The organism is Salinibacterium sp. TMP30 (genome assembly GCF_038397785.1).
Classification (GTDB): domain Bacteria; phylum Actinomycetota; class Actinomycetes; order Actinomycetales; family Microbacteriaceae; genus Rhodoglobus.
This window is the reverse complement of the sequence record NZ_CP151642.1, coordinates 1,932,197-1,954,440: the sequence shown is the minus strand read 5'-3', so window position 1 is coordinate 1,954,440 and position 22,244 is coordinate 1,932,197. Positions and strand designations below refer to the sequence as shown.

Annotated in this window: 13 protein-coding genes and 1 tRNA gene; 8 read left to right on the top strand and 6 right to left on the bottom strand. The window is 60.3% G+C overall.

Features of this window, described 5'->3' with window-relative positions; genetic code table 11:
- Positions 1-46 precede the first annotated feature (46 nt).
- Positions 47-3,148, top strand: coding sequence for an ATP-dependent DNA helicase (locus AADH44_RS09450; RefSeq protein ID WP_341952553.1), 3,102 nt, complete (start codon positions 47-49; stop codon positions 3,146-3,148).
- Positions 3,145-6,396, top strand: coding sequence for an ATP-dependent DNA helicase (locus AADH44_RS09445; RefSeq protein ID WP_341952552.1), 3,252 nt, complete (start codon positions 3,145-3,147; stop codon positions 6,394-6,396). The genes AADH44_RS09450 and AADH44_RS09445 overlap by 4 nt, the downstream gene beginning before the upstream one ends.
- Before the next feature lie 64 nt (positions 6,397-6,460).
- Here AADH44_RS09445 and AADH44_RS09440 read toward each other — a convergent pair whose 3' ends face one another.
- Entirely contained in the window at positions 6,461-7,309 is an 849-nt protein-coding gene (locus AADH44_RS09440; protein ID WP_341952551.1) for a LysR substrate-binding domain-containing protein, read from the bottom strand.
- Between the two features lie 88 nt (positions 7,310-7,397).
- On the opposite strand from AADH44_RS09440, the gene AADH44_RS09435 reads away from it, so the two are divergent.
- The gene (locus AADH44_RS09435) at positions 7,398-8,855 is read left to right on the top strand and encodes an MFS transporter (RefSeq protein ID WP_341952550.1); all 1,458 of its coding nucleotides are present in this window, start codon (positions 7,398-7,400) and stop codon (positions 8,853-8,855) included.
- Between the two features lie 45 nt (positions 8,856-8,900).
- Here the strand turns inward: AADH44_RS09435 and AADH44_RS09430 are convergent, their stop codons facing one another.
- Positions 8,901-9,902: a phosphotransferase gene (locus AADH44_RS09430; RefSeq protein WP_341952549.1), complete on the bottom strand. Its 1,002-nt coding sequence runs from the start codon at positions 9,900-9,902 to the stop codon at positions 8,901-8,903.
- Positions 9,903-9,969: 67 nt separating this feature from the next.
- On the opposite strand from AADH44_RS09430, the gene nudC reads away from it, so the two are divergent.
- Both nudC and AADH44_RS09420 read left to right on the top strand, forming a co-directional pair.
- The gene (nudC, locus tag AADH44_RS09425) at positions 9,970-10,896 is read left to right on the top strand and encodes an NAD(+) diphosphatase (protein ID WP_341952548.1); all 927 of its coding nucleotides are present in this window, start codon (positions 9,970-9,972) and stop codon (positions 10,894-10,896) included.
- Entirely contained in the window at positions 10,893-12,584 is a 1,692-nt protein-coding gene (locus tag AADH44_RS09420) for an ATP-dependent helicase (RefSeq protein WP_341952547.1), read from the top strand. The genes nudC and AADH44_RS09420 overlap by 4 nt, the downstream gene beginning before the upstream one ends.
- Here the strand turns inward: AADH44_RS09420 and AADH44_RS09415 are convergent.
- Both AADH44_RS09415 and AADH44_RS09410 read right to left on the bottom strand, forming a co-directional pair.
- The gene (locus AADH44_RS09415; RefSeq protein WP_341952546.1) at positions 12,505-13,395 is read right to left on the bottom strand and encodes a hypothetical protein; all 891 of its coding nucleotides are present in this window, start codon (positions 13,393-13,395) and stop codon (positions 12,505-12,507) included. The two genes, AADH44_RS09420 and AADH44_RS09415, sit on opposite strands and share 80 nt — an antisense overlap.
- A gap of 89 nt (positions 13,396-13,484) precedes the next feature.
- Complete coding sequence (locus AADH44_RS09410) at positions 13,485-14,828, bottom strand: zinc-dependent metalloprotease (RefSeq protein ID WP_341952545.1); 1,344 nt, start codon at positions 14,826-14,828, stop codon at positions 13,485-13,487.
- 108 nt (positions 14,829-14,936) lie between these two features.
- Here AADH44_RS09410 and AADH44_RS09405 point away from each other — a divergent pair, with 108 nt between their 5' ends.
- From AADH44_RS09405 to AADH44_RS09395, 3 genes are all read left to right on the top strand, one after another.
- Positions 14,937-16,049, top strand: a complete 1,113-nt coding sequence (locus AADH44_RS09405) for a S16 family serine protease (protein ID WP_341952544.1) — start codon at positions 14,937-14,939, stop codon at positions 16,047-16,049.
- Between the two features lie 111 nt (positions 16,050-16,160).
- Positions 16,161-19,046, top strand: coding sequence for a UPF0182 family protein (locus AADH44_RS09400; RefSeq protein WP_341952543.1), 2,886 nt, complete (start codon positions 16,161-16,163; stop codon positions 19,044-19,046).
- 89 nt (positions 19,047-19,135) lie between these two features.
- Positions 19,136-19,209, top strand: a tRNA-Met gene (locus tag AADH44_RS09395).
- A 357-nt stretch (positions 19,210-19,566) separates the two neighbouring features.
- Here the strand turns inward: AADH44_RS09395 and AADH44_RS09390 are convergent.
- Positions 19,567-21,375: a threonine/serine exporter family protein gene (locus AADH44_RS09390; protein WP_341952542.1), complete on the bottom strand. Its 1,809-nt coding sequence runs from the start codon at positions 21,373-21,375 to the stop codon at positions 19,567-19,569.
- 161 nt (positions 21,376-21,536) lie between these two features.
- On the bottom strand, positions 21,537-22,025 hold the full coding sequence (locus tag AADH44_RS09385; protein ID WP_341952541.1) for a hypothetical protein: 489 nt from the start codon (positions 22,023-22,025) through the stop codon (positions 21,537-21,539).
- Positions 22,026-22,244: the final 219 nt, after the last annotated feature.

Here is a 22,244-nt window from a genome sequence, read left to right as displayed (position 1 = left end):
CGACAAATGTCCGTTCTCTGTCAGCGCATCCAGATAACGTTGATTCATGGTCACATTGCCACGAGAGAGTGCGGATGTCGCGGCATCTGAGCCGCACACACTCGACGTTTCACAGCAGGCCGTTGTTGCGCTTGAGGATGGCATGAGTGCGATCGTGGTCGGAGCGCCCGGCTCGGGTAAGACCGAGACTCTCGTTGAGGTGGTAGCCGATCGGGTGCACGCGCGTGGTTGGTCACCCGAACAGATCGTGGTGTTGTCAGCGACGCGGCAGAGCGCCACCTCTTTGCGGGATCGGCTGGCGGCACGCATCGATGCCCCGACCCTCGGGCCCCTAGCGCGCACCGCTAATTCGTTGGCGTTCGAAGTGATTCGCGAGGCTGCTGCTGCGGCGGGTGACGGTGCCCCCACGCTGCTCACTGGGGCCGAACAGGATCAGATAATCGCCGAACTCTTGGCGGGCGAGATTGCCGACAATAGCGGTGCTCCGTGGCCCACTCACCTCGATGAGGAGGTTCGCCGGCTCCGCGGCTTCCGCACTGAGTTGCGAGATCTCATGATGCGCTGTGTTGAGTTTGGTGTCACACCCCGCGATCTTGCGCAGTTGGGCGAACGCACCGGCCGACCAGAATGGGTGGCCGCATCCGCATTCATTTCTGTATACGACGCTGTAAAGGCCAGCTATCGCGATCGACACTTCGATGCGAGTGAGTTGCTTGCGGAGGCTGCGGGGCTCATCACTCAGGGGCATTACGCTGCCATCGATCGATTGCGTTTGCTGATTGTGGATGATGCCCACGAGCTCACCGAAGCCACCATTTCTTTATTGCGCGCGCTGGCCAGTCGCGGCATCACGATTATCGGTTTCGGTGACCCCGATCTCACAACGGGCTCATTCCGCGGCGCGCAGCCTGCGGTGCTTGCGGCGTGGGCTGAGCGACTTGAACTCGATAGCTGTCAAACTCTTTTCCTTTCTTCGGTGCACCGGCATAGTGCAGCGTTGCGTCACACAATTACTGAGCTCACTCAGCGCATCGGGGTATCGGGGCTCATCGAGCAGCGCAAGTCTGCGGCAGTCGCCACGGCTCCGTCGAGCATCCACAGTTATCAGTTAGCAACCCCGGCCGAAGAAGTGGCGTTTATTGCGCGCCATCTGCGCGAAAAGCATGTGCTTGAGTCGGTGCCGTGGTCGCGTATGGCAGTAATTGTGCGCACCGGGTCCTTGATTCCTTCCCTCGCGCGCCAGTTGCGCACGCTCGAAGTTGTGACGAGTGTGTCGAGTGCTCGCAGTGCCGTGCGCGACGAGTTCAGTGTCAACGGTCTGATCGTGTTGCTCGAACTCGCGTTGGGACGTCGAGCTGTGGATGCCGCGTCAGCGGTAGAGCTGCTCTGCAGTTCGGTCGGTGGCTTTGACGCGGTCTCGTTGCGTCGGCTGAAGGCAGCGCTACGCCACGAGGCGCTGGGTGCCGAGATCTATGATTCGGCCGATGAACTAATTGCGCAGGCGCTCGACGCACCTGCGGGGTTCACGAGCATTGAGACTCGGGTGGCACGGCACGCCGCGGCGGTTGCGACGAACCTGCGCGAAACTGCTGCCGCGGGCGCCGCTGGCGACACCATCGAAGAGCTGCTGTGGGGCGCCTGGCAGCGCAGTGGGCTCGCCGATCGATGGTTCGCTCAGGCCCTCGGCTCCGGTGTTGTCGCAGAAGAAGCCAACCGTCATCTTGATGCTGTCGTTGCGCTGTTTTCTGCTGCTAAGCGTTTCGTTGAGCGCCGGCCCGATGCCCCCGCCAATGTCTTTCTTAACGACTGGCTTTCGGCTGATGTCTCCGAAGACACCCTTGCCGCCCGCTCGATCGTTGACTCAGTCACCGTTGGCACCCCGGCATCCGTCATCGGCCAAGAATTTGAGGTGGTCGTTATTGCGGGGATGCAAGAGAACGTCTGGCCCAACCTGCGCGTGCGCGGTTCGCTCCTGGGCGCGCATGATCTGCCTCGAGTGCTTGCGGGAGAGAAGCTCGCAGTGGCCGACCGCCGGCGTGAAGTTTTGCATGATGAATTACGGATGTTTGCCCAAGCCGTTTCGCGCGCGACTGGCGAAGTTATCGTCACTGCGGTTGAGGGCGATGACAATATGCCGTCGCCATTTCTCACACTGATTCCTGCGCCGGATGAACCGGTGCGTGCTCGACCACCGCTCAGCCTGCGCGGGCTTGTTGGGGTGCTTCGACGGGAACTCACCACCGCCACTAATCCCGGGCCTGCCGCAGCATCGCTCGCACGGCTAGCGAAAGAGGGCGTTCCCGGTGCGGATCCCCGCTCGTGGTACGGACTGCGCGCGCCAAGCACTATCGCGCCCCTGGTCGATTTGACCGAACCGGAAGCAGAGGTTCGAGTTTCGCCGTCGCGCATGGAGTCCTTCGAAAGTTGCCCACTGCACTGGGCTATCGACCAATTGGGGGGATCAACATCTAACGTCGCCTCAAATCTGGGCTCGCTCATCCATGGAGTCGCGGAGACGGCAACCGAATTCAGCGCCGAAGCACTCTTCCGAGCGGTCGAAGAACGCTGGAATGAGATGAGTTTCGAAGCGAGTTGGCAATCTGAAGCGGAGAAGCTGCGCGCCCGCAAACTGACGCAACATTTGGCAACCTACCTGCGTGATTTCGAAGCCAACGGGGGAGAGCTCATCAGCAACGAAATGGGCTTTGTGCTGCCCCTCGAGCAAGCACGGCTCAGCGGAAAAATTGACCGCGTCGAAATGTATGGCGGAACAACGGCCGTTATCGTCGACCTCAAGACCGGCAAGAACGAACCATCCACCGATAGCGCGGTGGCCGAACATCCTCAGTTGGCGGCCTATCAACTGGCGTTTGCCTCGGGGGCAATCGATGGGGTGCCCGAAGGGCTCGTCAACGGCGGTGCCAAGCTTGTTGTGCTGTCACCATCAGCAAAAACTCGCGACTATGTCGACCCACAGCAGGCCCCGATGACTGATGAGCAGCTCGAACTATTCCGCCAGCGAGTAATCGACGACGCCAGGGGAATGGCCTCCAACGTGTTCGTGGCCCGCGTCAGCAGCCATTGCACCGATCCGTGGAGTTTTGGCAATTGCCGCATCCACGTAGTTCCGGCGGTGAGTGCACGATGATCTCCTCCGTCGATCTCGCAGAACTCATGGGGATCCACGCGCCAACCCCACAGCAACAGGTGGTAATCGAGGCGCCGCTGACACCGGCACTCGTTGTTGCCGGTGCCGGCAGCGGAAAAACTGACACGATGGCTAGTCGTGTGGTGTGGCTCGTCGCCAACAACCTTGCGACCCCTGATCAAATTTTGGGGCTCACCTTCACTCGAAAAGCGGCTGGTTCTCTCAGCAAACGTGTGAGCGAGCGCATTGCGATTCTGCGAGGCGTGCAAGCACGACACCCGGAACGATTCGTGGCGACCCCCGAAACTGCGTCGATCGAGTTCGACCAGCCCACCATCTCGACCTACAACTCCTTCGCCAGCGCGCTGTTCACCGAGAACGCCCTGCTCATCGGTCGCGAGCCAGAGTCGACGCTGCTCAACGACCCCTCGTCATGGCAGTTGGCGCGCAAACTAGTGGTGGCGAGCACCGATGAACGTCTTATCGGGCTCGAAAAGTCAATAAATGCTCTCACGGAGGCGGTGCTCAGCCTCAGCCATGCGCTCAGCGACAACGTGGCCAGCGCCGATGAGGTCGCCGCTTACGCGCAGCGTTTCACTGAACTCTCCGAACTGCCGTTTGCAGACACCGCTCGCAAAAAGACACCCTATGTCTCCGTCGTTGATGCGGTGAAGGAGGTCGGTTCACTTGCACCGCTGCTCACACTGGCGGTGCAATACGCTCAGCAGAAACGTCAACAGGGCCTTCTCGAGTTCAGCGACCAAGTTGCTCTAGCGCTCGAGGTCAGCGAACGCTCCGCTGACATCGTTGAGCACTACCAAGACCGCTACCGGGTGGTGCTGCTTGACGAATACCAAGACACCAGCGTCGTACAAACACGACTGCTTGCGCGGCTGTTTGGCAATCATTCGGTGATGGCTGTCGGCGACCCCCACCAATCAATTTATGGATGGCGCGGAGCAAGCGCCGCAAACCTTGCCCGCTTCAGCCGCGACTTCACCGCGAACGGCGACGCTCAGTACTTTGCGTTGTCTACGAGTTGGCGCAACGCCACGACCGTGCTCGATGCGGCCAACGTCATTGTTGAACCGCTCAGTGCTCGTTCGCCCGTGCGCGTTGAGTCGTTGGTTGCTCGCCCTGCCGCACCGCAGGGCAGTATCGACGCCTACTACTTTGAGCACATTGACGAAGAAGCCAGAGGAGTGGCCAAGTGGTTTGCGCGAGCGCTCGCACCCCAAGCCTGGAACGACTACGACCCCGACCCTGGGGCCAGCGCCCCCTCGCCGCCCACGGCCGCAATCCTCTTTCGCCGCCGCAGCGATATGGACCGTTTCGCGGCAGCGCTCGGCGCTGAAGAGGTCCCGTACCACGTACTCGGCATCGGAGGCCTTCTCTCCACCCCAGAAATCGTCGACCTCGTAAGCGCACTCACCGTCATCCACGATCCCACCGCAGGCTCAGAATTGATCCGCTTGCTCTCGGGAGCGCGCTGGTCCATTGGGCCCCGTGATTTGCAAGAACTTGCCAACCTGTCGCGGTGGCTGCTGAGCCGTTCCGTCACGCAACAAGAGCTGAGCGTCGAAGTTCGGCAGCGGATGCGGGACTCTGTTGCGGTCGACGATTCGGCATCCATCGTGGATGCTCTCGACTTCGTGGGCGAGGCACCCGCTGGCCACTCGCAACTGCAGGGGTTCAGCGAAGAGGGTATTTCGCGGCTCACAGAGGCAGCCAAGCAACTGGCGTTCTTCCGATCGCGGGCCGGGCTTGAACTAGGTGATTTGGTGCGATTGCTCGAGCAAGAACTGTTGCTCGATGTTGAGGTCGTTGCCAGTCGTCCACCAGGGCAGCCAATGGCAAATCTTTACGCGTTTCACGATGAGTTGGCAGGTTTTCTTGCCAGCGACGACCAGGCCAATCTGGGCAGCTTTCTGTCCTGGCTTAGGCGTGCTGCCCAGCAAGACATGATGGGCCCGCGCAGCGATGATGCCGAAGCGGGCACCGTGCAGTTGCTCACCATTCACGCCTCTAAAGGTTTGGAATGGGATCTGGTTGCGCTTCCACGACTGGCTGCAGGGGAAGTGCCGGCGACGTCGAGAGAAGGAAAAGGCTGGGTTGGTTTCGGCAAGCTCCCCTTTGCGTTCCGTGGTGACGCCGCTGAGCTGCCCGAGCTGGGCTGGGAGGGTGCGAACTACCAGTCCGAGTTCGATGCCTCGCTCAAACAATTCATGGCGGCCCTTGCCGACCGCCACCAGGCAGAGGAGCGTCGACTTGGCTACGTCGCAATTACGCGTGCGCGAGACAACCTGTTGCTCACGGGATCGTTCTGGTCGAGTCGCAGCAAACCTCAGGTGCCCAGTGTGTTCTTGCAGGAACTCGAAGAGCGTGGACTCATCGCCGAGCTTCCCACCGAACCAGAGAACGACGAAAACCCGACGCTGAATGACGTGGTTGATCCGCTCTGGCCATTCGACCCCCTCGGCAATCGCCGTACGAGCGTCGAAACTGCTGCTCACCTTGTTCGGGTCGCCGATCCGGGCGGCGACGGACTCTGGTCGCACGAAATCGATCTGCTGGTGGCTGAGCGCAATCGGGCGGCAAGCCAAGCCCAGCGCACACCGCTGCCGCAACGCATCCCCGCCTCTCGGTTCAAGGACTACATCGCCGACCCAGAAGCCGTCGCGATCTCACTGCGCCGACCCATGCCCGAGAGGCCCTATCGGGCCACGCGACTGGGAACCCAATTTCATGAATGGGTTGAAGCTCGCTTTGGGGCTTCATCATCCGCTGAGACCCTCGACGCATTGCCGCTCGAAATCGACGGGACTGACGCCGATGGCGTTGCGGATGCCGAACAGCTCGCACGCTTGCAGGCCACCTTTGAACGCTCAGAGTGGGCAACGCGCAAGCCGGTCGACGTAGAAATCGAGATCCACGTTCCCTTTGACGACCGCATCGTGATTTGCAAGATCGATGCTGTGTACGCCGACGGCGACCATTACGAAATTGTGGATTGGAAGACGGGCCGTGCGCCGCGGGATGCTGCCGATCTTGAAGCCAAACAATTGCAGCTTGCCCTCTATCGCCTGGCGTATGCGCAGTGGAAGGGCATCGCGCCCGAGAACATCGACGCAGCGTTCTATTTTGTCGCCGACGACACAGTGATTCGCCCCGAGCATATCTACAGCGAAAGCGAACTGCGCGAAGCGTGGGCGCGATCGGTTGGGGCTGCGCCGAGCTTCAGCGGTTAGCCTACTGAGCGGTCAACGCTACTGAGCGGTTAGTCGGATGAGCGGCTAGTCGGGCAGCGGCTAGTTAGAGCAGTGCCGGGCGGCTCAAGATTGCGGTGCTGAGCGCATCGATGGGCTCTCGGGCTGCCAGTGGGTTGTCGAGCAAAACAAAATCGACGTCGCCAAGCTCTGGCAGCTCAAAAGTGGCGGGGAGTTGAGCGAGATCTGTTGGGATCAACGACTGGGGGAACACCGCAATCCCAATTCCCGCCCGCACGGCCGCGAGAGCCCCGTTCACCTCCTTGACGTTGCAGGTAATCCGCCACGTGCGGCCGTTCGCTTCGAGTGCGCGCATAGCGTACGTGCGCCCCAAGCTTGGCGCTTGGTAGACGATCAACGGCACGGGCGCGTCCGACTCAAGGGCTGTGCTCTTGTGGCCCATCCATACCATCCGGTCTCGGCGAACGAGGCGCCCGCCCTCAGTTCCGGTTCCTTGCTTCACGAAGATCAAATCCAGTTGTCCGGCCTGGAGGCGGCGAACGAGCGCACCGCTCTGGCTGACCGTGAGTTCAAGGTTGATTTGTGGGTAGAGCTGACGAAAGTTGCGCAGGATCCCCGGCAGCTCGTTGAGGGCGAGGTCGTCAGCGGAGCCAAACCGCAGCCGGCCGCGCATCGCTGACCCCGTAAAGTACTTCATGGCCTGATCTTGTTCTGCCAAGATCGCGCGGGCGAACCCCAGCATTGCTTCGCCATTGTCGGTGAGAGAGACGGCGCGAGTGTCACGCATCACGAGTATGCGGCCAGCAGCGGCCTCAAGTTTACGGATATGTTGGCTGATCGTCGGCTGGCTCAGGCTTAGCGCTCGGGCGGCATCGGTGAAGCTAAGAGTGTCGGCGAGGGCGACAAAAGACTTCAGCAGCACGGGATCCAACACAAGCTCTCCATTACGAAACGTAATTGAATTTATAGGCTCGATTATGCACGGGAATGAGCAGTGAGACAATACGGTTGAGAGTGTGGCAATGACATCTGAGACCTCACCGGCAACTGTGCCTATCTCGGCGGTTATGCAGCGCCCACTCTGGCGTGACACTTTCAGCTCGCTGCGCCTCCACAATTATCGGCTATATGTGATCGCGCAGTTCATCGCCTACACCGCTGCGTGGGTGCAGCGCATTGCCGTTGACTGGCTAGTTCTTGAGCTCACCGGCAATGTTGCTCTGGTGGGTCTCACCATCGCAATCCAGTTCACTCCGACCATCGTTCTTGGTGCGTATGCTGGCGTCATCGCCGACCGTTTCGACAAACGTGCGACGCTCATGGTCGCCCAATCGATCATCGGACTGCTGAGCCTTGCCCTCGCCATTGTGACAATCATGGGCGCCGCGCAGCTCTGGCTCGTTTATCTCCTTGTCTTACTCATGGGCATCATTCAAGTCTTCGACAACCCCGCGCGAGCAGTGTTCGTGAATGAGCTTGTTGGGCCACGCCACTTGCGCAACGCAATCAGCCTCAACGCGTCGATCTTCCACTCCGGTGCCTTCTTGGGCCCCGCGCTCAGTGGTGCACTTATCGTCGCAGCAGGTTCGGGTTGGGCCATCGGGATCAACGCGGTTGCCGTGGTGATCGGCGTCATCATCCTCGCGTCAATGCGCAAAAACGAACTCTTGATCGCCCCGCGTGCTCCAGAATCGAAGGGGCAAATTCGCGAAGCAATGCGGTACATCCGCAACAAGCCGACACTGTTCTGGACCATGGTGATGGTCTTCATCGTTGCTGTGTTTGGCATGCCAATGCCCACATTGCTCGCTGCGATGGCAAACACCGTGTATGGAACCGGCGCTAGCGGGTATGGCCTGTACAACTCGCTTGCCGCAATTGGTGCCCTGCTCGGAGCGCTAGCCTCCGCGCGCAGGGCGAGTCTTCGCCTGCGCACGATTATCTTCGGTGCGGCGCTCTATGGCCTCATGATGATGCTCGCTGGGATTGTGCCAATTTACGGGCTTTTCCTCGGCGTGCTTATCGGCATCGGACTCAGCAGGCTGCTGCTCATGACAGCGGCCGAGACCATGGTGCAGTTGTCCTCGAACCTGGTCATCCGCGGCCGGGTGATGGCGTTTTACGTAATGGTGATTCTTGGTGGCCAGGCGGTGGGTGGCCCGTTGATGGGAACCATCGCCGAAATCTGGGGTGCCAAGGTGGCGTTCGTTATCGCCGGTGGGGTGCCTGCTGCTGTCGCGATTGCGATCGCAATCGTACTCGCGCGTTCTGGTCGACTCACGGTGAAGGTGGCACCGCGCCGCAATGGCCACTGGGTCGCGATCGTGCCACAACATCGGTCGCGTGCGATTACCGAGCCCATCACCATTGTCGATGCTGATGCCGTGCAGGCGCCACCATCCCGCAACAGGCTGCGCCGGTTGCGGTCGTCGCTCTCACGCTCGGCCAGCAAGCGGCGCTCGGATAGCACGGGGCACTAGCCCTCGCGCACGCGGTAGCGCTAGCGGCAGTGCTTCACCTTCGGGCTAAACCGCGCGGCTGTTCTTGCGCAGCATGGCTTCGACCTCATCGACAGCCATGGTGGGCATCGTGTTTGCGCTGATCGGATTCATCACGTCATCGCGGATGTCGTCGAGCAGTGTGGTCAGCATTTCGACTGCGTCGTCCACAATTTCGGTACTGCGCACTTCGGTTCCGTGAAGCAACCACTTGGCTACCGAAAGCTCGGCGTAGAAGGTCGCTCGCTGCTTAAGCTGGCGGTCGCCAGCACCACGGGCATCCGCGTATGCACCAAATGTGGAGTCGATGATTGCTTCGTTGCGCGGGCCGAGCAGCCACTGCAGATCAGTTGCGGGGTCGCCAACCTTAATATCTTGCCAACCCAGCACGCCAGTAACCGCGTTGTCTGCGGTCAAGAAGGAGTCTGAGACCAACGAGCCATTGACGACGGTCGGCTGAAACTGCCACAACTTGGAGTCTTCAGCAGCCTCGCGCCAGCGTTCGAGGAGAGCTGCGGGAACCAGTTTGGTGGCAGCGGCCCGGTCGATAATCGAGATGCAGGCGCGCAGGCTCTCGCCGGCGGTCTGCACGGGGAGTCCGGCATCCGCAACGAAGCTAGTTGGCAGGCTGTGAATCGCCGCGATCGCGGTACCGATCGATGCGGAGAGCGAGCCGGGGCCAGTGGTGTACGAGCGCATAGGAACCTTGCTGCCGTACACAAATTCGTAGACGATGCCGCGAGTCTGGCCGACAGGCACTTGGCCGGCGTAGCTGGTGACGGCGAATGGCAAACGGGTGCGCACACCGGCGCTGAGCGCACGCAGCGCGACGAGGTCGGCGGATTGCACATTTTCTGCAGAAGTATTGCGGGGCACTCGAATAATCCAGTGCTTGCCGTCGCGCCCCGTAACGAGGGCGGAGTCGAAGTCGTTGCCATTGCCGGTGCCGAACGCTGCGGCTGCGGCAACATCGAGTCCCTCGACAGCGGAGGTCGCCAGCGCGGCTAGAGTGAGATGTGATCTGGCCATAACACTCAGGGTAGGTTGCTCTGACGCGCATTCGCCGCACGCCACGCACTTGGGACGGGGTCGATACATGTCACAGTCTTTTCTTTCACGACTGCCACTGTCGCGATATGAAATTGATCGTGACCACCTTGCGAGAGAAGATCCTCGTCTTCTTGACCGCTTGTGGCGCGACACAACGACGCGGGTTTTGCCAATTTTCGACGGCTCCGCACTGCTGGCGGCCGATGGTTCGTTAGCGCTTCTGCGACCGGATGCGATCGAGCGCGGCCACACGAGTGTCTACCTCGGACGGTCAACGTCGACCTCGAGTCCTGAGCCCGTTGGCACTCCCATCGTCACCGTTGAGCTGGAGGATGCGGGGCATTTTGCCGAAGCAAACTGGGGAAACTTGCGTTCGATCGCAACTCAATTGAGCGACCGTGATGCCGGGCTTTTCACTGAGGCCCTCGCTATTCTGAACTGGCACTCCTCGCACCTGTTCTCGCCACGCACCGGTGAGCCGACGGTAGTGGAGAAAGCTGGCTGGGTGCGTCGCGATGTTGCCTCCAAGCTCGAAGTGTTTCCTCGCACCGACCCCGCAATTATTGTGGGCATCACCGATGACGCTGACCGGCTTCTGTTGGGATCGAATGCACTCTGGGAATCGAATCGATATTCGCTCCTTGCCGGATTTGTCGAGCCAGGCGAGTCGCTTGAGTCAGCCGTTCAACGCGAAATCCTTGAAGAGTCTGGCGTTCCCGTCGTCGACCCCGTCTATTTGGGGAGCCAGCCGTGGCCATTCCCAGCATCACTCATGCTCGGATTCATGGCATCGGTCGCCCCCGGATTTACTGGTCTGGGAACCCCCGATGGCACCGAAATTCTCGACCTGCGCTGGTTTAGCCGCGAAGAACTTGCTGCCTCGCTGAATGACATCCGTCTGCCAGGGCACTCATCGATTGCGCGCGCGATTATTGAGCACTGGTATGGGCAACCGATTGACGAACAACCGTGACTCTGGAAGCAAACGCCCTGCTCGCCGCTCTCGATGAAGGCCAGCGCCAAGCAGCGGAAACGCTCCTTGGGCCGGTATGCCTCCTCGCGGGAGCGGGAACCGGGAAAACCCGTGCGATCACCCACCGAATCGCGTATGGCGTGGCGACCGGTGTCTACCCGCCCAGCCGCGTAATGGCACTCACGTTTACCAACCGTGCTGCGGGTGAGTTGCGCGGCCGATTGCGCTCTCTCGGAGCGGAAGGCGTGTCTGCTCGAACGTTTCACGCATCTGCACTCTCGCAGTTGAATGCGTTCTGGCCGCAAACCATCGGTGGAACGATGCCGCGCCTGCTTGAAGGCAAAGCGCGCATGATTGCGCACGCTGCCGACTCGGTGAAACTCAAGCTGGATACGGCAACCCTGCGCGATGTCGCCGCGGAGATTGAGTGGCGAAAGACCTCGCGCATGTCGATCGAACAGTACGCGGATGCGGGGCGCACCGTGCCGGCGGCCCTCACGATCGATCGCATGGTTGCGCTGCAGACTGCTTACGAGGCGACCAAGGATGCGCGTCGACAGATCGACTTTGAAGATGTGTTGCTGGCTGCTGCGGGCATGATCGAAGCTGAACCACGGATCGCCCAGCAGGTTCGCGAGCAATACCGATTCTTTGTTGTTGACGAATACCAGGACATTTCGCCGCTGCAACATGAACTGCTCCGCCTCTGGGTCGGAGACAGAGACGATCTTTGTGTTGTCGGAGACGTCAGTCAAACGATCTACTCTTTCGCCGGTGCAAGTCCAGATTTCCTGTTGCGTTTCGCTTCACGCCATGAAAACGCGATCGTGCTGCGGCTGGAGCGCAACTATCGGTCAACGCCCGAGATCGTGCACACCGCGAACAAGCTGATGTCCAATCAGCCGGGAGCGCTAACGCTGCAGTCGGCCACCGCAGAGCACTCCCCAACGCCAGCGGTCTCCGGATTCGATGACGATCAGGCCGAAGCGGCGGCAGTAGCCGAGGCGATAGCCGGGCAGATCGCAGGGGGGACAAGCCCCGAAGAGATAGCGGTGCTCTATCGCATCAATGCACAGTCGCAGCCAATAGAGGCGGCGCTCACCGCGGCCGGAGTTCCCTTTCTCGTGCGCGGTGCGACCCGGTTCTTTGATCAGCGTGAGGTCAAAGAGGCGATCATGCTGCTGCGTGGAGCATCCATCACCACCGCCACGGAGCCACTATTTAAGTCGGTCAGTGACGTTCTGCGGTCAATCGGATGGTCGCAGGAGCCGCCCGAGAGTGGCGGCGCGGTGCGTGATCGCTGGGAATCGCTCAATGTGATCATGCGTCTTGCCGAAGATGCACCCGAAACTATGACCCTGCGCGAGTTCGTTGCGGACCTGGTTGATCGCCAGAGCAGCAACAACGAACCATTGCGGTCAGCAGTGAACCTTGCAACCCTGCACTCGGCGAAAGGCTTGGAGTGGGACTGCGTGCATATTGTCGGGCTCAACGAGGGTTTGCTGCCCATCAGTTATGCCCGCACTCCCGAAGCAATCGACGAAGAACGACGACTCCTCTACGTGGGGATTACTCGTGCTCGCCGATCGCTCGGGATGTCGTGGTCGGCTAGCGCACAAACAGGTCGGGGTGGGCGTCGCGCCCCCAGTCGCTTTCTCGACGATGTGCGTGACCGGACCCCACGCTAGGGATGCTGTCCACCTGCTGACATCCGCACTCCGGATGCCGAAACCGAAGACTTTCGTCGCGGCGGCCGGTGGCGTGATCGATGCGCACTGATGAGGTCGCATCGGCCGGGGTCTGATCAAAAACGGTGTAACCCACGCGGCCGAGGCGGTGCAACGCCATGCGGCTCGTCTCGGCCGCGGTTTCCGCAATCAGCACTGGGCTTCCGGCGCGCGAGGTGCGCCCCATGAGTTGGGTTGCGATGGCCGGCCAGGCGGGATCGGCGTCGCGCCGGTGCAGCTCGACGCAGAGTAGGCATCCGGTGATTCCTGGAGTGACGACGGGCCCGATTTCGGCCGCGGAATCTGAAATCACGACGGGCAGATGCGGGATATCACGGCGAAGCCAATACGAATGCACCGAGGGTGGGATAACAAAGTGGCCGACCACAATCGCAAGATCAGGATCGGGGTTGCTCAGCTCATCCGCAGTCTCTTCAACGGAGACCGTTACCCCGCTCGCCGCGAGTATTCGAGCAATGGACTCGGCCAAGGATCCGGTGCCGAGCACCGCAACATGGGCACTTGGCGGCTGCGGTGGGGTAGCAGTGAGCACTCGGGAGAGGGCATCGAGTAGGTCATCACATTCTTCGGGGTGCGATCGGGAGAGCATGCCGATGCCGCTGCGGCTGATGCCGGTCACAAGAGCCGAGAGGATCTTTTCTTGGATTTCGGTGACGTGGGGCAGCACGACAGCGGGTGGGTCGATGCCCAATTGCGCGCTCGTGGGGGAGCGCCACACCAGAGGTAGTCGGGGGTCTACGCGCAGGATCATGTGCCCATTGTGCCCACCCTCGGATCGGTCAGTGCAAAGGTTCCACAGCGGGTACGGTGATCGCGATGCCGCCGTCGGTGACGCTCGATCTAGGAGTTGTCGCCCTCGTGCGGGCGGTCGCCCGATTCGTCATTCAGGAGGGCATCGATCGCCTGATCGATATCGTCGGGAGTGCTGCCACCGTCACGAAGGCGAGCCACGAGTGCGGCAGGGTCGTCGATGTCGGCTGCGGTAGGCATCAGGTCGGGGTGCGACCAGAGCGCATCGCGCTGTTCTGCCCCGAGTTCGTCGCTGACGTGCTGCCACATCGCTGCAGCTTCGCGCAGTCGACGCGGGCGAAGTTCAAGGCCCACCAGGGTAGCGAATGCAGATTCCGCCGGGCCTCCGGAGGCGCGGCGTCGACGCACGGTCTCCGCAATCGCACCGCGAGAAGGCAGTCGAGTGGTCGCGGCGGCAGTGACGACATCAACCCAGCCCTCGACAAGCGCCAGCACAGTCTCGAGCCGTTCGAGCGCGTCGCGCTGTTCTTCACTTTTTGGCGGAATCAACGAGCCATTGGTCATGGCGTCGCGCAACTCTTCTGGATTGCTGGGGTCGAATCCGCTCGCAAGTTCAGCAATCGCATCCGCGTCAATGTGGATGTCGTGGGCATAGGCAGTAATCGAGGTGAGCAACTGCAGTCGCAGCCACCGCGCATGCCTAAAGAGTCTGGCATGGGCGAGTTCGCGCACTGCCAAGTAGAGGTGTACTTCTTCGTCGGGGATGTCGAGTCCATTGCCGAACGCGAACACACTTTGAGGAATGAGTGCCGCTTGCTGCTCATCGAGCAGAGGGATGCCGATATCACCACCCGATACAACCTCGCTGGAGAGTTGCCCTACCACCTGACCAAGCTGCATAGCGAAGAGGGTGCCCCCGATGTTGCGCATCATCTTGCTCGCGCCGCTGAGCATTTCATCCATGTCTTCTGGGGCGTTCTGCTTGAGAACATCGGTGAGCGAGTTGGCGATTGAATTGGCGACGGGTTCAGCCAACTGAGTCCAGATCGGCATCGTGATGGTGACCCATTCGCTGCGGCTGAGCAGTTTGGGTTCCACGGTCAATTCAGAGACATCGGTGACTTCATTGAGCCAGAGGGATGCCACGTGCAGGGCTTGTTCCAGCTTGGAGCGTTCTGCGGGCAGCGAGACGACAGTGCTTTGGGAGGCAAGGTTCTTGGCCTGCTCAAGCGCGATATCCCAGTTGATTCCGTCGTCGCTCTTTCCCAGCGCATTCTGGAGCTGACTGAGCAGTTGTTGGATCATCGCAGGATCATTGGGCAGTCCAGCGGCCGCAGCGAGTTTCGCGGGATCGATCTCTCCATCGCCGGAGAGGAACTCGCGCATCATGTCGCGGAACTCGTCTTCGGAATTGTTGTCAGCGTCGTCAGCCATGGATTAACGCTACTCGCTCGATGCCGTGTGCGGCTGAGTTTTGACCTAGGCTAGTAACTCCTACCGTGCGCCTGTGGCGAACACCGCTTCCACCCCGTAAGGACCTAGGTGGCCCTGTTTACTGATAATCGTCCCGAACCTTCATCGCGCCGTGCCCGAAGTGGCTGGCTGGGGTGGCTGATTCTCAGTGTTGCGCTCGTCGGCACGCTGTTGGCAACACTTGTTCCTTCGCCGTACATCATCGAGCAACCAGGGCCTGTCTACGACACCCTGGGTGACGTCGAGATCGACGGTGAGCTTGTGCCGCTCATCCAAATTCCTGTGGAAACGACGTATCCCACCGAGGGTGCGCTCGACATGCTGACTGTTAATGTGCAGGGAAACCCTGACTCACCACTCAGCTGGTTTGAGGTCGGCGCCGCCTTCTTCGATCGCAGTCGCTCAATCATTCCGGTCGAAGCCGTCTACCCACCCGGCGTGACGCTCGAAGATTCGACCGAGGCCGGTCGCGTCCAGATGGAAAGCTCGCAGCAGGAAGCAATTGCGGCTGCGCTCTCAGATCTGAACTATGAGTTTGACGCAACGCTCACCGTCGCTGAGACAAGCACCGGTGGACCATCAGATGGCGTGCTGCAGGCGGGCGACATCATTCGCTCTGTCAACGACGAGGCTTTCGCTGACGTTACAGGGCTCCGCAATAAGATCGCCGATAACGGCACGACTGCTGCCGCGACAATCGTTTTTGACCGTGACGGCGAAGAGCAGACTGTCGAGATCACCCCAACAATGACCGAGGGAGACGAACCCATCGCGGTCATCGGTGTTGTGGTCGGCAGCGCCTACAATTTCCCCGTCGACGTGAAGATTCAGTTAGAAAACGTCGGAGGCCCGAGCGCGGGCATGATGTTTGCCCTCGGGATCATCGACAAGCTCACGCCGGGTGCAATCAATGGCGGCGAAGAAATTGCAGGAACCGGAACGATCACCGCAACCGGCGACGTTGGCCCAATCGGTGGCATCCAGCAGAAGATGTATGGCGCGCGTAATGCGGGAGCCAGCTTCTTCTTTGCCCCCATAGAGAACTGCGATGAGGTTGCGGGCAACATTCCCGAGGGCCTCACCGTGTACGCGATCGACGACCTCAACGATGCCCTAGTTGCGCTAGCCAGCATTCGTGCTGGACTGAGTGGCACAGGTCTTCCGTCATGCGACGCAAGTTGAGCGCCACTGTTTGAGTGGTTCCCCGATTGACGCTGAGAGCGATCATCCGCCCCGCACGCATAAAAGACCTTTAAGATACCGCTAGGCCCCCAATTTCAGGAGCGAAGTACTGTGTCGAGCCAAACCCAATCAGCCCCACCGAACAAAACGAGGACCGCGCTAACAATTACGGCGGTAATCCTCGCCGTAATTGTTATTGCATTCTTCTTGTTCTCTAATCTCTACGCCGATGTTCTCTGGTTTGACCAGGCCGGCTACCTAGGTGTTCTCACTACCCAATGGATCGCTAATGCAGCGATGTTCCTCATTGGCTTTGTCGCAATGGCGGTTCCAGTAGGCATCAGCCTTCTCGTTGCCTTCCGCGCACGCCCCATCTACGCCAAGCTCAATGCGCAGTTGGAGGGCTACCAGCAGGTAGTCGAGCCGCTACGAAAGATAGCCATGGTCGGCATCCCGGTGCTCTTGGGCATCTTCGGTGGCGTCTCTGCAGCGGGCAGCTGGCCCGTTGTATTGCAGTGGCTCAACCGCACCTCATTCGGTGAAGTTGACCCACAATTCGGGTTCGACATTGGGTTCTACTTCTACGAACTGCCCCTTTACCACGGCATTGTTGGCTTTGCTTCCGCCGTGTTGCTGGTCTCCTTCGTCGGGGCTCTCGCTACGAGTTATCTCTACGGTGCGCTCAGCGTCAACGGGCGTGAGGTTCGCATTTCGCGTTCTGCTCGTATCCAGCTGGCCATCACCGCGGGAATCTTCTTTGCCCTTCAGGCTGTAAGTATCTGGCTTGACCAGTACACGACGTTGTACTCATCCAGCCAAGGATTCCTGCAGACTGGTGCAAGTTACACCGAAGCGAATGCCACCATTCCCGGCCGCGCGATTCTGGCCGGGATTGCCGCAATCGTCGCCATCCTCTTTATCGTCACGGCCATTATCGGTCGCTGGCGTCTCCCCATGATCGGCACCGCCCTTCTTCTCGTGAGTGGCCTTGTCGTGGGAAACCTTTACCCGTGGGTTGTGCAGCGCTTCCAGGTTGATCCCAACGCACGTAATTATGAATCCGAATATATCGATCGAAGCATTGCCGCGACTCGAGACGCTTACGGTGTCGCAGATATTGAAGAGATTCCCTATAGCGCCACGACTGATGCCGAATCGGGCGCGCTGCGTGAAGACGCGACCACCACGGCAAACATCCGTATCCTCGACCCTGCGATTGCGCCTCAGGCGTTTGCGCAGCTTGAGCAGTTCAAGCAGTACTACCAGTTCGACAGCCACCTCGATGTTGACCGCTATGACATCGACGGCCAAACTCAAGACACCGTGATCGCGGTGCGTGAACTGAATCAGTCTGGTTTGGGTGATTCGCAGTCGTGGTATAACAACACTGTCGTTTACACCCACGGTTATGGAATTGTGGCTGCATTCGGTAACCAGCGCGCCGCCGACGGACAGCCGGTGTTCTTACAGTCTGGAATTCCCAGCACAGGAGCACTTGGTGACTTTGAGCCGCGCGTGTACTTCGGTGAGAAGTCGCCGGAGTACTCGATAGTTGGTGCGCCTGAGGGGGCGAAGGACATCGAGCTCGACTTCCCTTCGGGTGGTGAAGATAGCGACCAGAATGCGACCACGACGTTCTCCGGCGACGGCGGACCAGTGCTCGACAACATTTTCAAGAAGCTTGTTTATGCGATCAAGTTCCAATCGGAGCAAATCTTCCTTTCGTCAGATGTCACCAGCAAGTCGCAGATTCTGTACGACCGTGAGCCTCTCGACCGTGTCAAGAAGGTAGCTCCGTACCTTACCGTTGACAGTGACGTATATCCGGCCGTCGTGGATGGCCGCATTGTCTGGATTGTCGACGGATACACTACGGGAGCGAACTACCCGTACTCGCAGGTTGAGCAGCTTTCGAGCGCGATTGCAGACACTTACACGCCGGCGCCGCAGTTTGCGCTTGATGATATCAACTACATCCGCAACTCGGTCAAGGCGACCGTTGATGCTTATGACGGTTCGGTGAAGTTGTATGCGTGGGATGACCAAGATCCGGTTCTGGAGACCTGGAACAAGATCTTCCCCAACACATTGCTGCCGCAGAGCGACATGAGTATTGAACTGCTCGATCACGTGCGCTACCCCGCTGACCTGTTCAAGATGCAGCGCGAGATTTTGGGTTCCTTCCACGTGACGGATGCCGGCTCGTTCTACTCGAGTGATGATCAGTGGGTCAGTCCAGAAGATCCGGTGTCGACGACCGGGTCAACTCAGCCGCCGTATTACCTGACCATGAAGGTTCCCGGCACTGACGATCCCGCGTTCACGATCTATTCCACGTTCATCCCAAAGGGAACAGCGGATGCGAGTCGAAGCGTTCTGACGGGTTATTTCGCGGCGAACTCGGATGCCGGACCCAACTACGGCAAGCTCACTCTGTTGAACCTGCCGAAGAAGGATACGGTGCCGGGCCCCGGTCAGGTGCAGAACAGCTTCAACACCGACACGACTGTCGCCAACCAGTTAGCTCTGTTGCAGCGAGGTGACACCGAGGTAAGGCTTGGTAACCTGTTGACCCTGCCTGTTGGTGGCGGTCTGCTCTACGTGCAGCCGGTCTACGTGCAGTCGACGAGTGGAACCCAGTACCCGCTGCTGCGCAAGGTTCTGGTGTCATTCGGTGATGAGATTGCCTTCGAGGACACCCTTGACCAGGCACTTGACTCACTGTTTGGTGGAGACTCCGGTGCTGAGGCTGGCGATGGTGAAGTCCCTGTTGATCCGCAGACTCCGGTTGATCCTGAAGCTCCGGTTGATCCTGAGGCACCCGTCGACCCCGGAACCGCTGGCGACAACCCGGCCCTCGACAAGGCGCTCGCTGACTACAAGGCAGCATTGGCCGACCGCCAGGCAGCCTATGCAGCCAACGACTTGGTCGCGGCTGCTGAAGCCGATGACCGCATGGTCGCCGCAATTCAGCAGGCAATCGCCGCAACCCAATAGCACGTTCTAGCTCGGCGGGCCGCAGCAGATTGTGGCCCGCTGAGTTCGGTTTTCGTGTCCTTCACCCTGTGTTAGTCTTGATTACACGCCGCGGGGTGGAGCAGTTCGGTAGCTCGCTGGGCTCATAACCCAGAGGTCGCAGGTTCAAATCCTGTCCCCGCAACGGAAAGATGTCTCAGACATCGCAACTAAAATCCCTCTCCATAGTGGAGGGGGATTTTGTTGTTTCCTGTCGAAACACCTGGATGCGCTGGACGGTATCTCACGGGTTATTGCCTCACCATTAGGCGATGAGGCTGAGAAGGGTTCGTGAGTGCCGCTCGTCGCCGTGCTGGGCATCCTCGCAATTCCTCTGATGCGCCGTGTCTGGGTGGCAGTCGCAGCGGGTTTGGAACCTCGTTCTCAGCAAGCGTCCCGTCGTCTAGGCCACAGAGAAACTTCGAACCGTGCCGCCTGTCAGATGCTGCCACCGCTCAATGTTTGCACCTTGACGCCTAGCTGAGGTGAGGGAACAGGGAGCCTATTTCTTGGGCTTGGGCTTGGGCTTGGGCTCGGGTTCTGGGTCTTGCCCCGGCTCCGAAACCGGAAGCGGCTCGAGGAAGTCAAAAAGTGTTGGCAGTCGCCGATCGCGCAAGGAGCTCGACGCGGCGAGCCCGATGAGCACGCCAAGGGCGATCGCGATCATTGTGCCGACGGTCGTGACGAGGGTGCTCATAGCGCTGGCGTCACCACCCAGAATCTCGGTGACGCCGACAAGTCCCAGTGCACCGGGGACCAGCAGCCAGAACGCGGGGAGGAAGCTGACAATCGCGGGAGGACCACTCCGGTGCCGCGCCACAATCACGGCGACCGGGGTCATCGCGATGGCACCGATGAGTGCTGAGAGCACCCCGCCGAACAATACGTCACCGATCACTTGAGCGCCGTAGGCGACATAGAGCACTAGCAGAATCCACGGGATGGAGGCTGGTCGTGCACACTGGTAGATGGTGATTCCCACCCCGAAGACCGCGACAGCGATCCACGGGGCAAGCGGGCCGAGCGGTTCGCTGGCACCACCGAGTTCGATTTTCGGCACCCCGACGAGTGCGCCAGCCGACACAATTCCGACGGCGAGCAACACTAGTCGCATTGCGCCTGCAGCCGCCCGAGCCGAACCAGACATGATGTGGCCGGTAGCGAGCTCGATTACCGCGGTCGTTAGAAGCCCTCCGGGCAGCAGAATCACTAACGGGGCGACCAGTGACGGCAACACTCCGGGATCAGCGGATGCCCGAGCTGCGAGCAGCACTATGAGAGAGGATCCGAGTGCGGCACCGACAATGACCAGCGCGCTATAGCTGGAAGGTAGGCGCTCACCAAGCAGCAGCAGGGTGCCAACACCGATGCCGAGGAGCGCGGCCAAGAGCACTCCCAACCATGAAGAGCCCAAGAGTACGGAGATCGCAGCCGAAGTGAGCGCATATGCGAACACTCGCTGAGTGCTCGAAAAAGGTGCAGGAAGGTTGCGCACTTTCGCGAGCTGGCGCGTGACCCACCCGCTGGAGCCCGGGCGAACCCGTCCCACCTTTACTACGCGATCAATGACATCGACGTGGTGGAGTAGATACGACTGTCTGCCCGCTGAGACTGCTCGAGTGAGAGTGGCACCTTCGTCATCTAGCGACACGAACAGTGCCGTCGGAAAGACGACTACCTCGGCTGAGGCGTAGCCGTTCGCGGTGGCGACATCCTGCACGGCGGAACGAACCATGCTCACCGGATAGCCACTGTCGATCATTGCTTCACCGGTATCGGCCATCGAATCGAGAACCACAGCCGCGGAGGTCGCTCGGTCGCGCGGCGGCGTCGAGGCTTGTGCCGTCCGCGCCGTGACTGAGCGCCGACGAAGCGCGAGCCAGAGCACGATGAGACTCACCGCAAGCACTGCGACGGCAATCAGGAGTGACGTGAGTGAAACGTTTGACGTCGCAAAGCTCGGGGGGATCGCCGGAAGAGGTGTAACTTCCTCGTTGTCTTGGGTTGCCGGAGTTTCGACCGGAGTGGGCGTTGGGGTCGGGGTGGGGGCGATCGTCTCGGACGGAATCGGAGCGGGGGTGAGCGACGGAGTCGGCGCGATCGTCGGAGTTGGGCCTGGAGTCGCAGGCACTGTCGGAGTGGGAGTCGCCGGTGCTGTCGGCTCGATGGCCCCGGGCTCGTCGATTGCGATCGCCACTGCTGTCGCAGGGGCAGGGGCCGCGGTGGCAGGAGCAGACAACGCGAACACGGATGCAGCGCACGCCGCGACGATGAGCATTCGAATGCTCAGGCAGCGCATCGCGTCTCTCATCGTCGAGTGTCCCCTTTCTGTAGCGAACCGGTTTCTGTGGCGAACCGGTGTGTATGAAAACGTACGCGGAATCTTCGGCAACGGCGAATGTGGCGCAGCGTAAGGGGAGTGCGTTGAGCACCGCTGGCGGGAGCGAACGGGTGCGGTTTACCTGCGCGGTATCAGATCGCCGCGGCGCCGATGAGGCCCTGTGCGGCAAGAAAGAACAGCACACAGCCGACGACTATCCCGAGACCAACGAGATACCAGCCCACGAAGCCATGGCGATGGCCAGGAACTGACTTCAGCGCCAGTGATCGGGCGACGAGGTAGGCGATCGGGCTGAGGAACATCCACAGGGGTGAGGCAACAGGATATGCTCCGCGATGTGTGAGGAGATTTCGATCGCGAAACGCTGCGTGCATGACGGCGAGCATGCCCACCACTGCGGCAACTCCGCTGGCCACGTTGGCTAGCGGGTTCGCGAACGACAATGCGTAGAGGGCACCTAGTGTTCCCCAAAACCAGTAGGGGGAGTGGGCAATGAGGCGCACCGGGGGAGTGTCGTCATCGACGGATTCCCTCCAGGTAGCCCGGGTTGCGTCATCGATTGGGGCGTCTCCGCCATAGACAGCCCACGAGTCGTGCTCGGAGTTCCACTCTCGTGTCATGTAGTCAGTTCCCTCCACCTAGACCCCGCTCTGCGCTCACTCTAGCGAGGTAACGGTTTTTTGGAGAAAACCCGATAACGGTTTCACGGAAGGGTTGCCGAAAGTTGGCGCGCTAATCGTCTGAGGGGCCGGGGAACCATTTGCCCGCTACTGTGGCTTGATTAAGCAGGCTAGGTTGTCTGCCGTGAAGTGATCGTTGAATCAAAGATTCCGGGTACC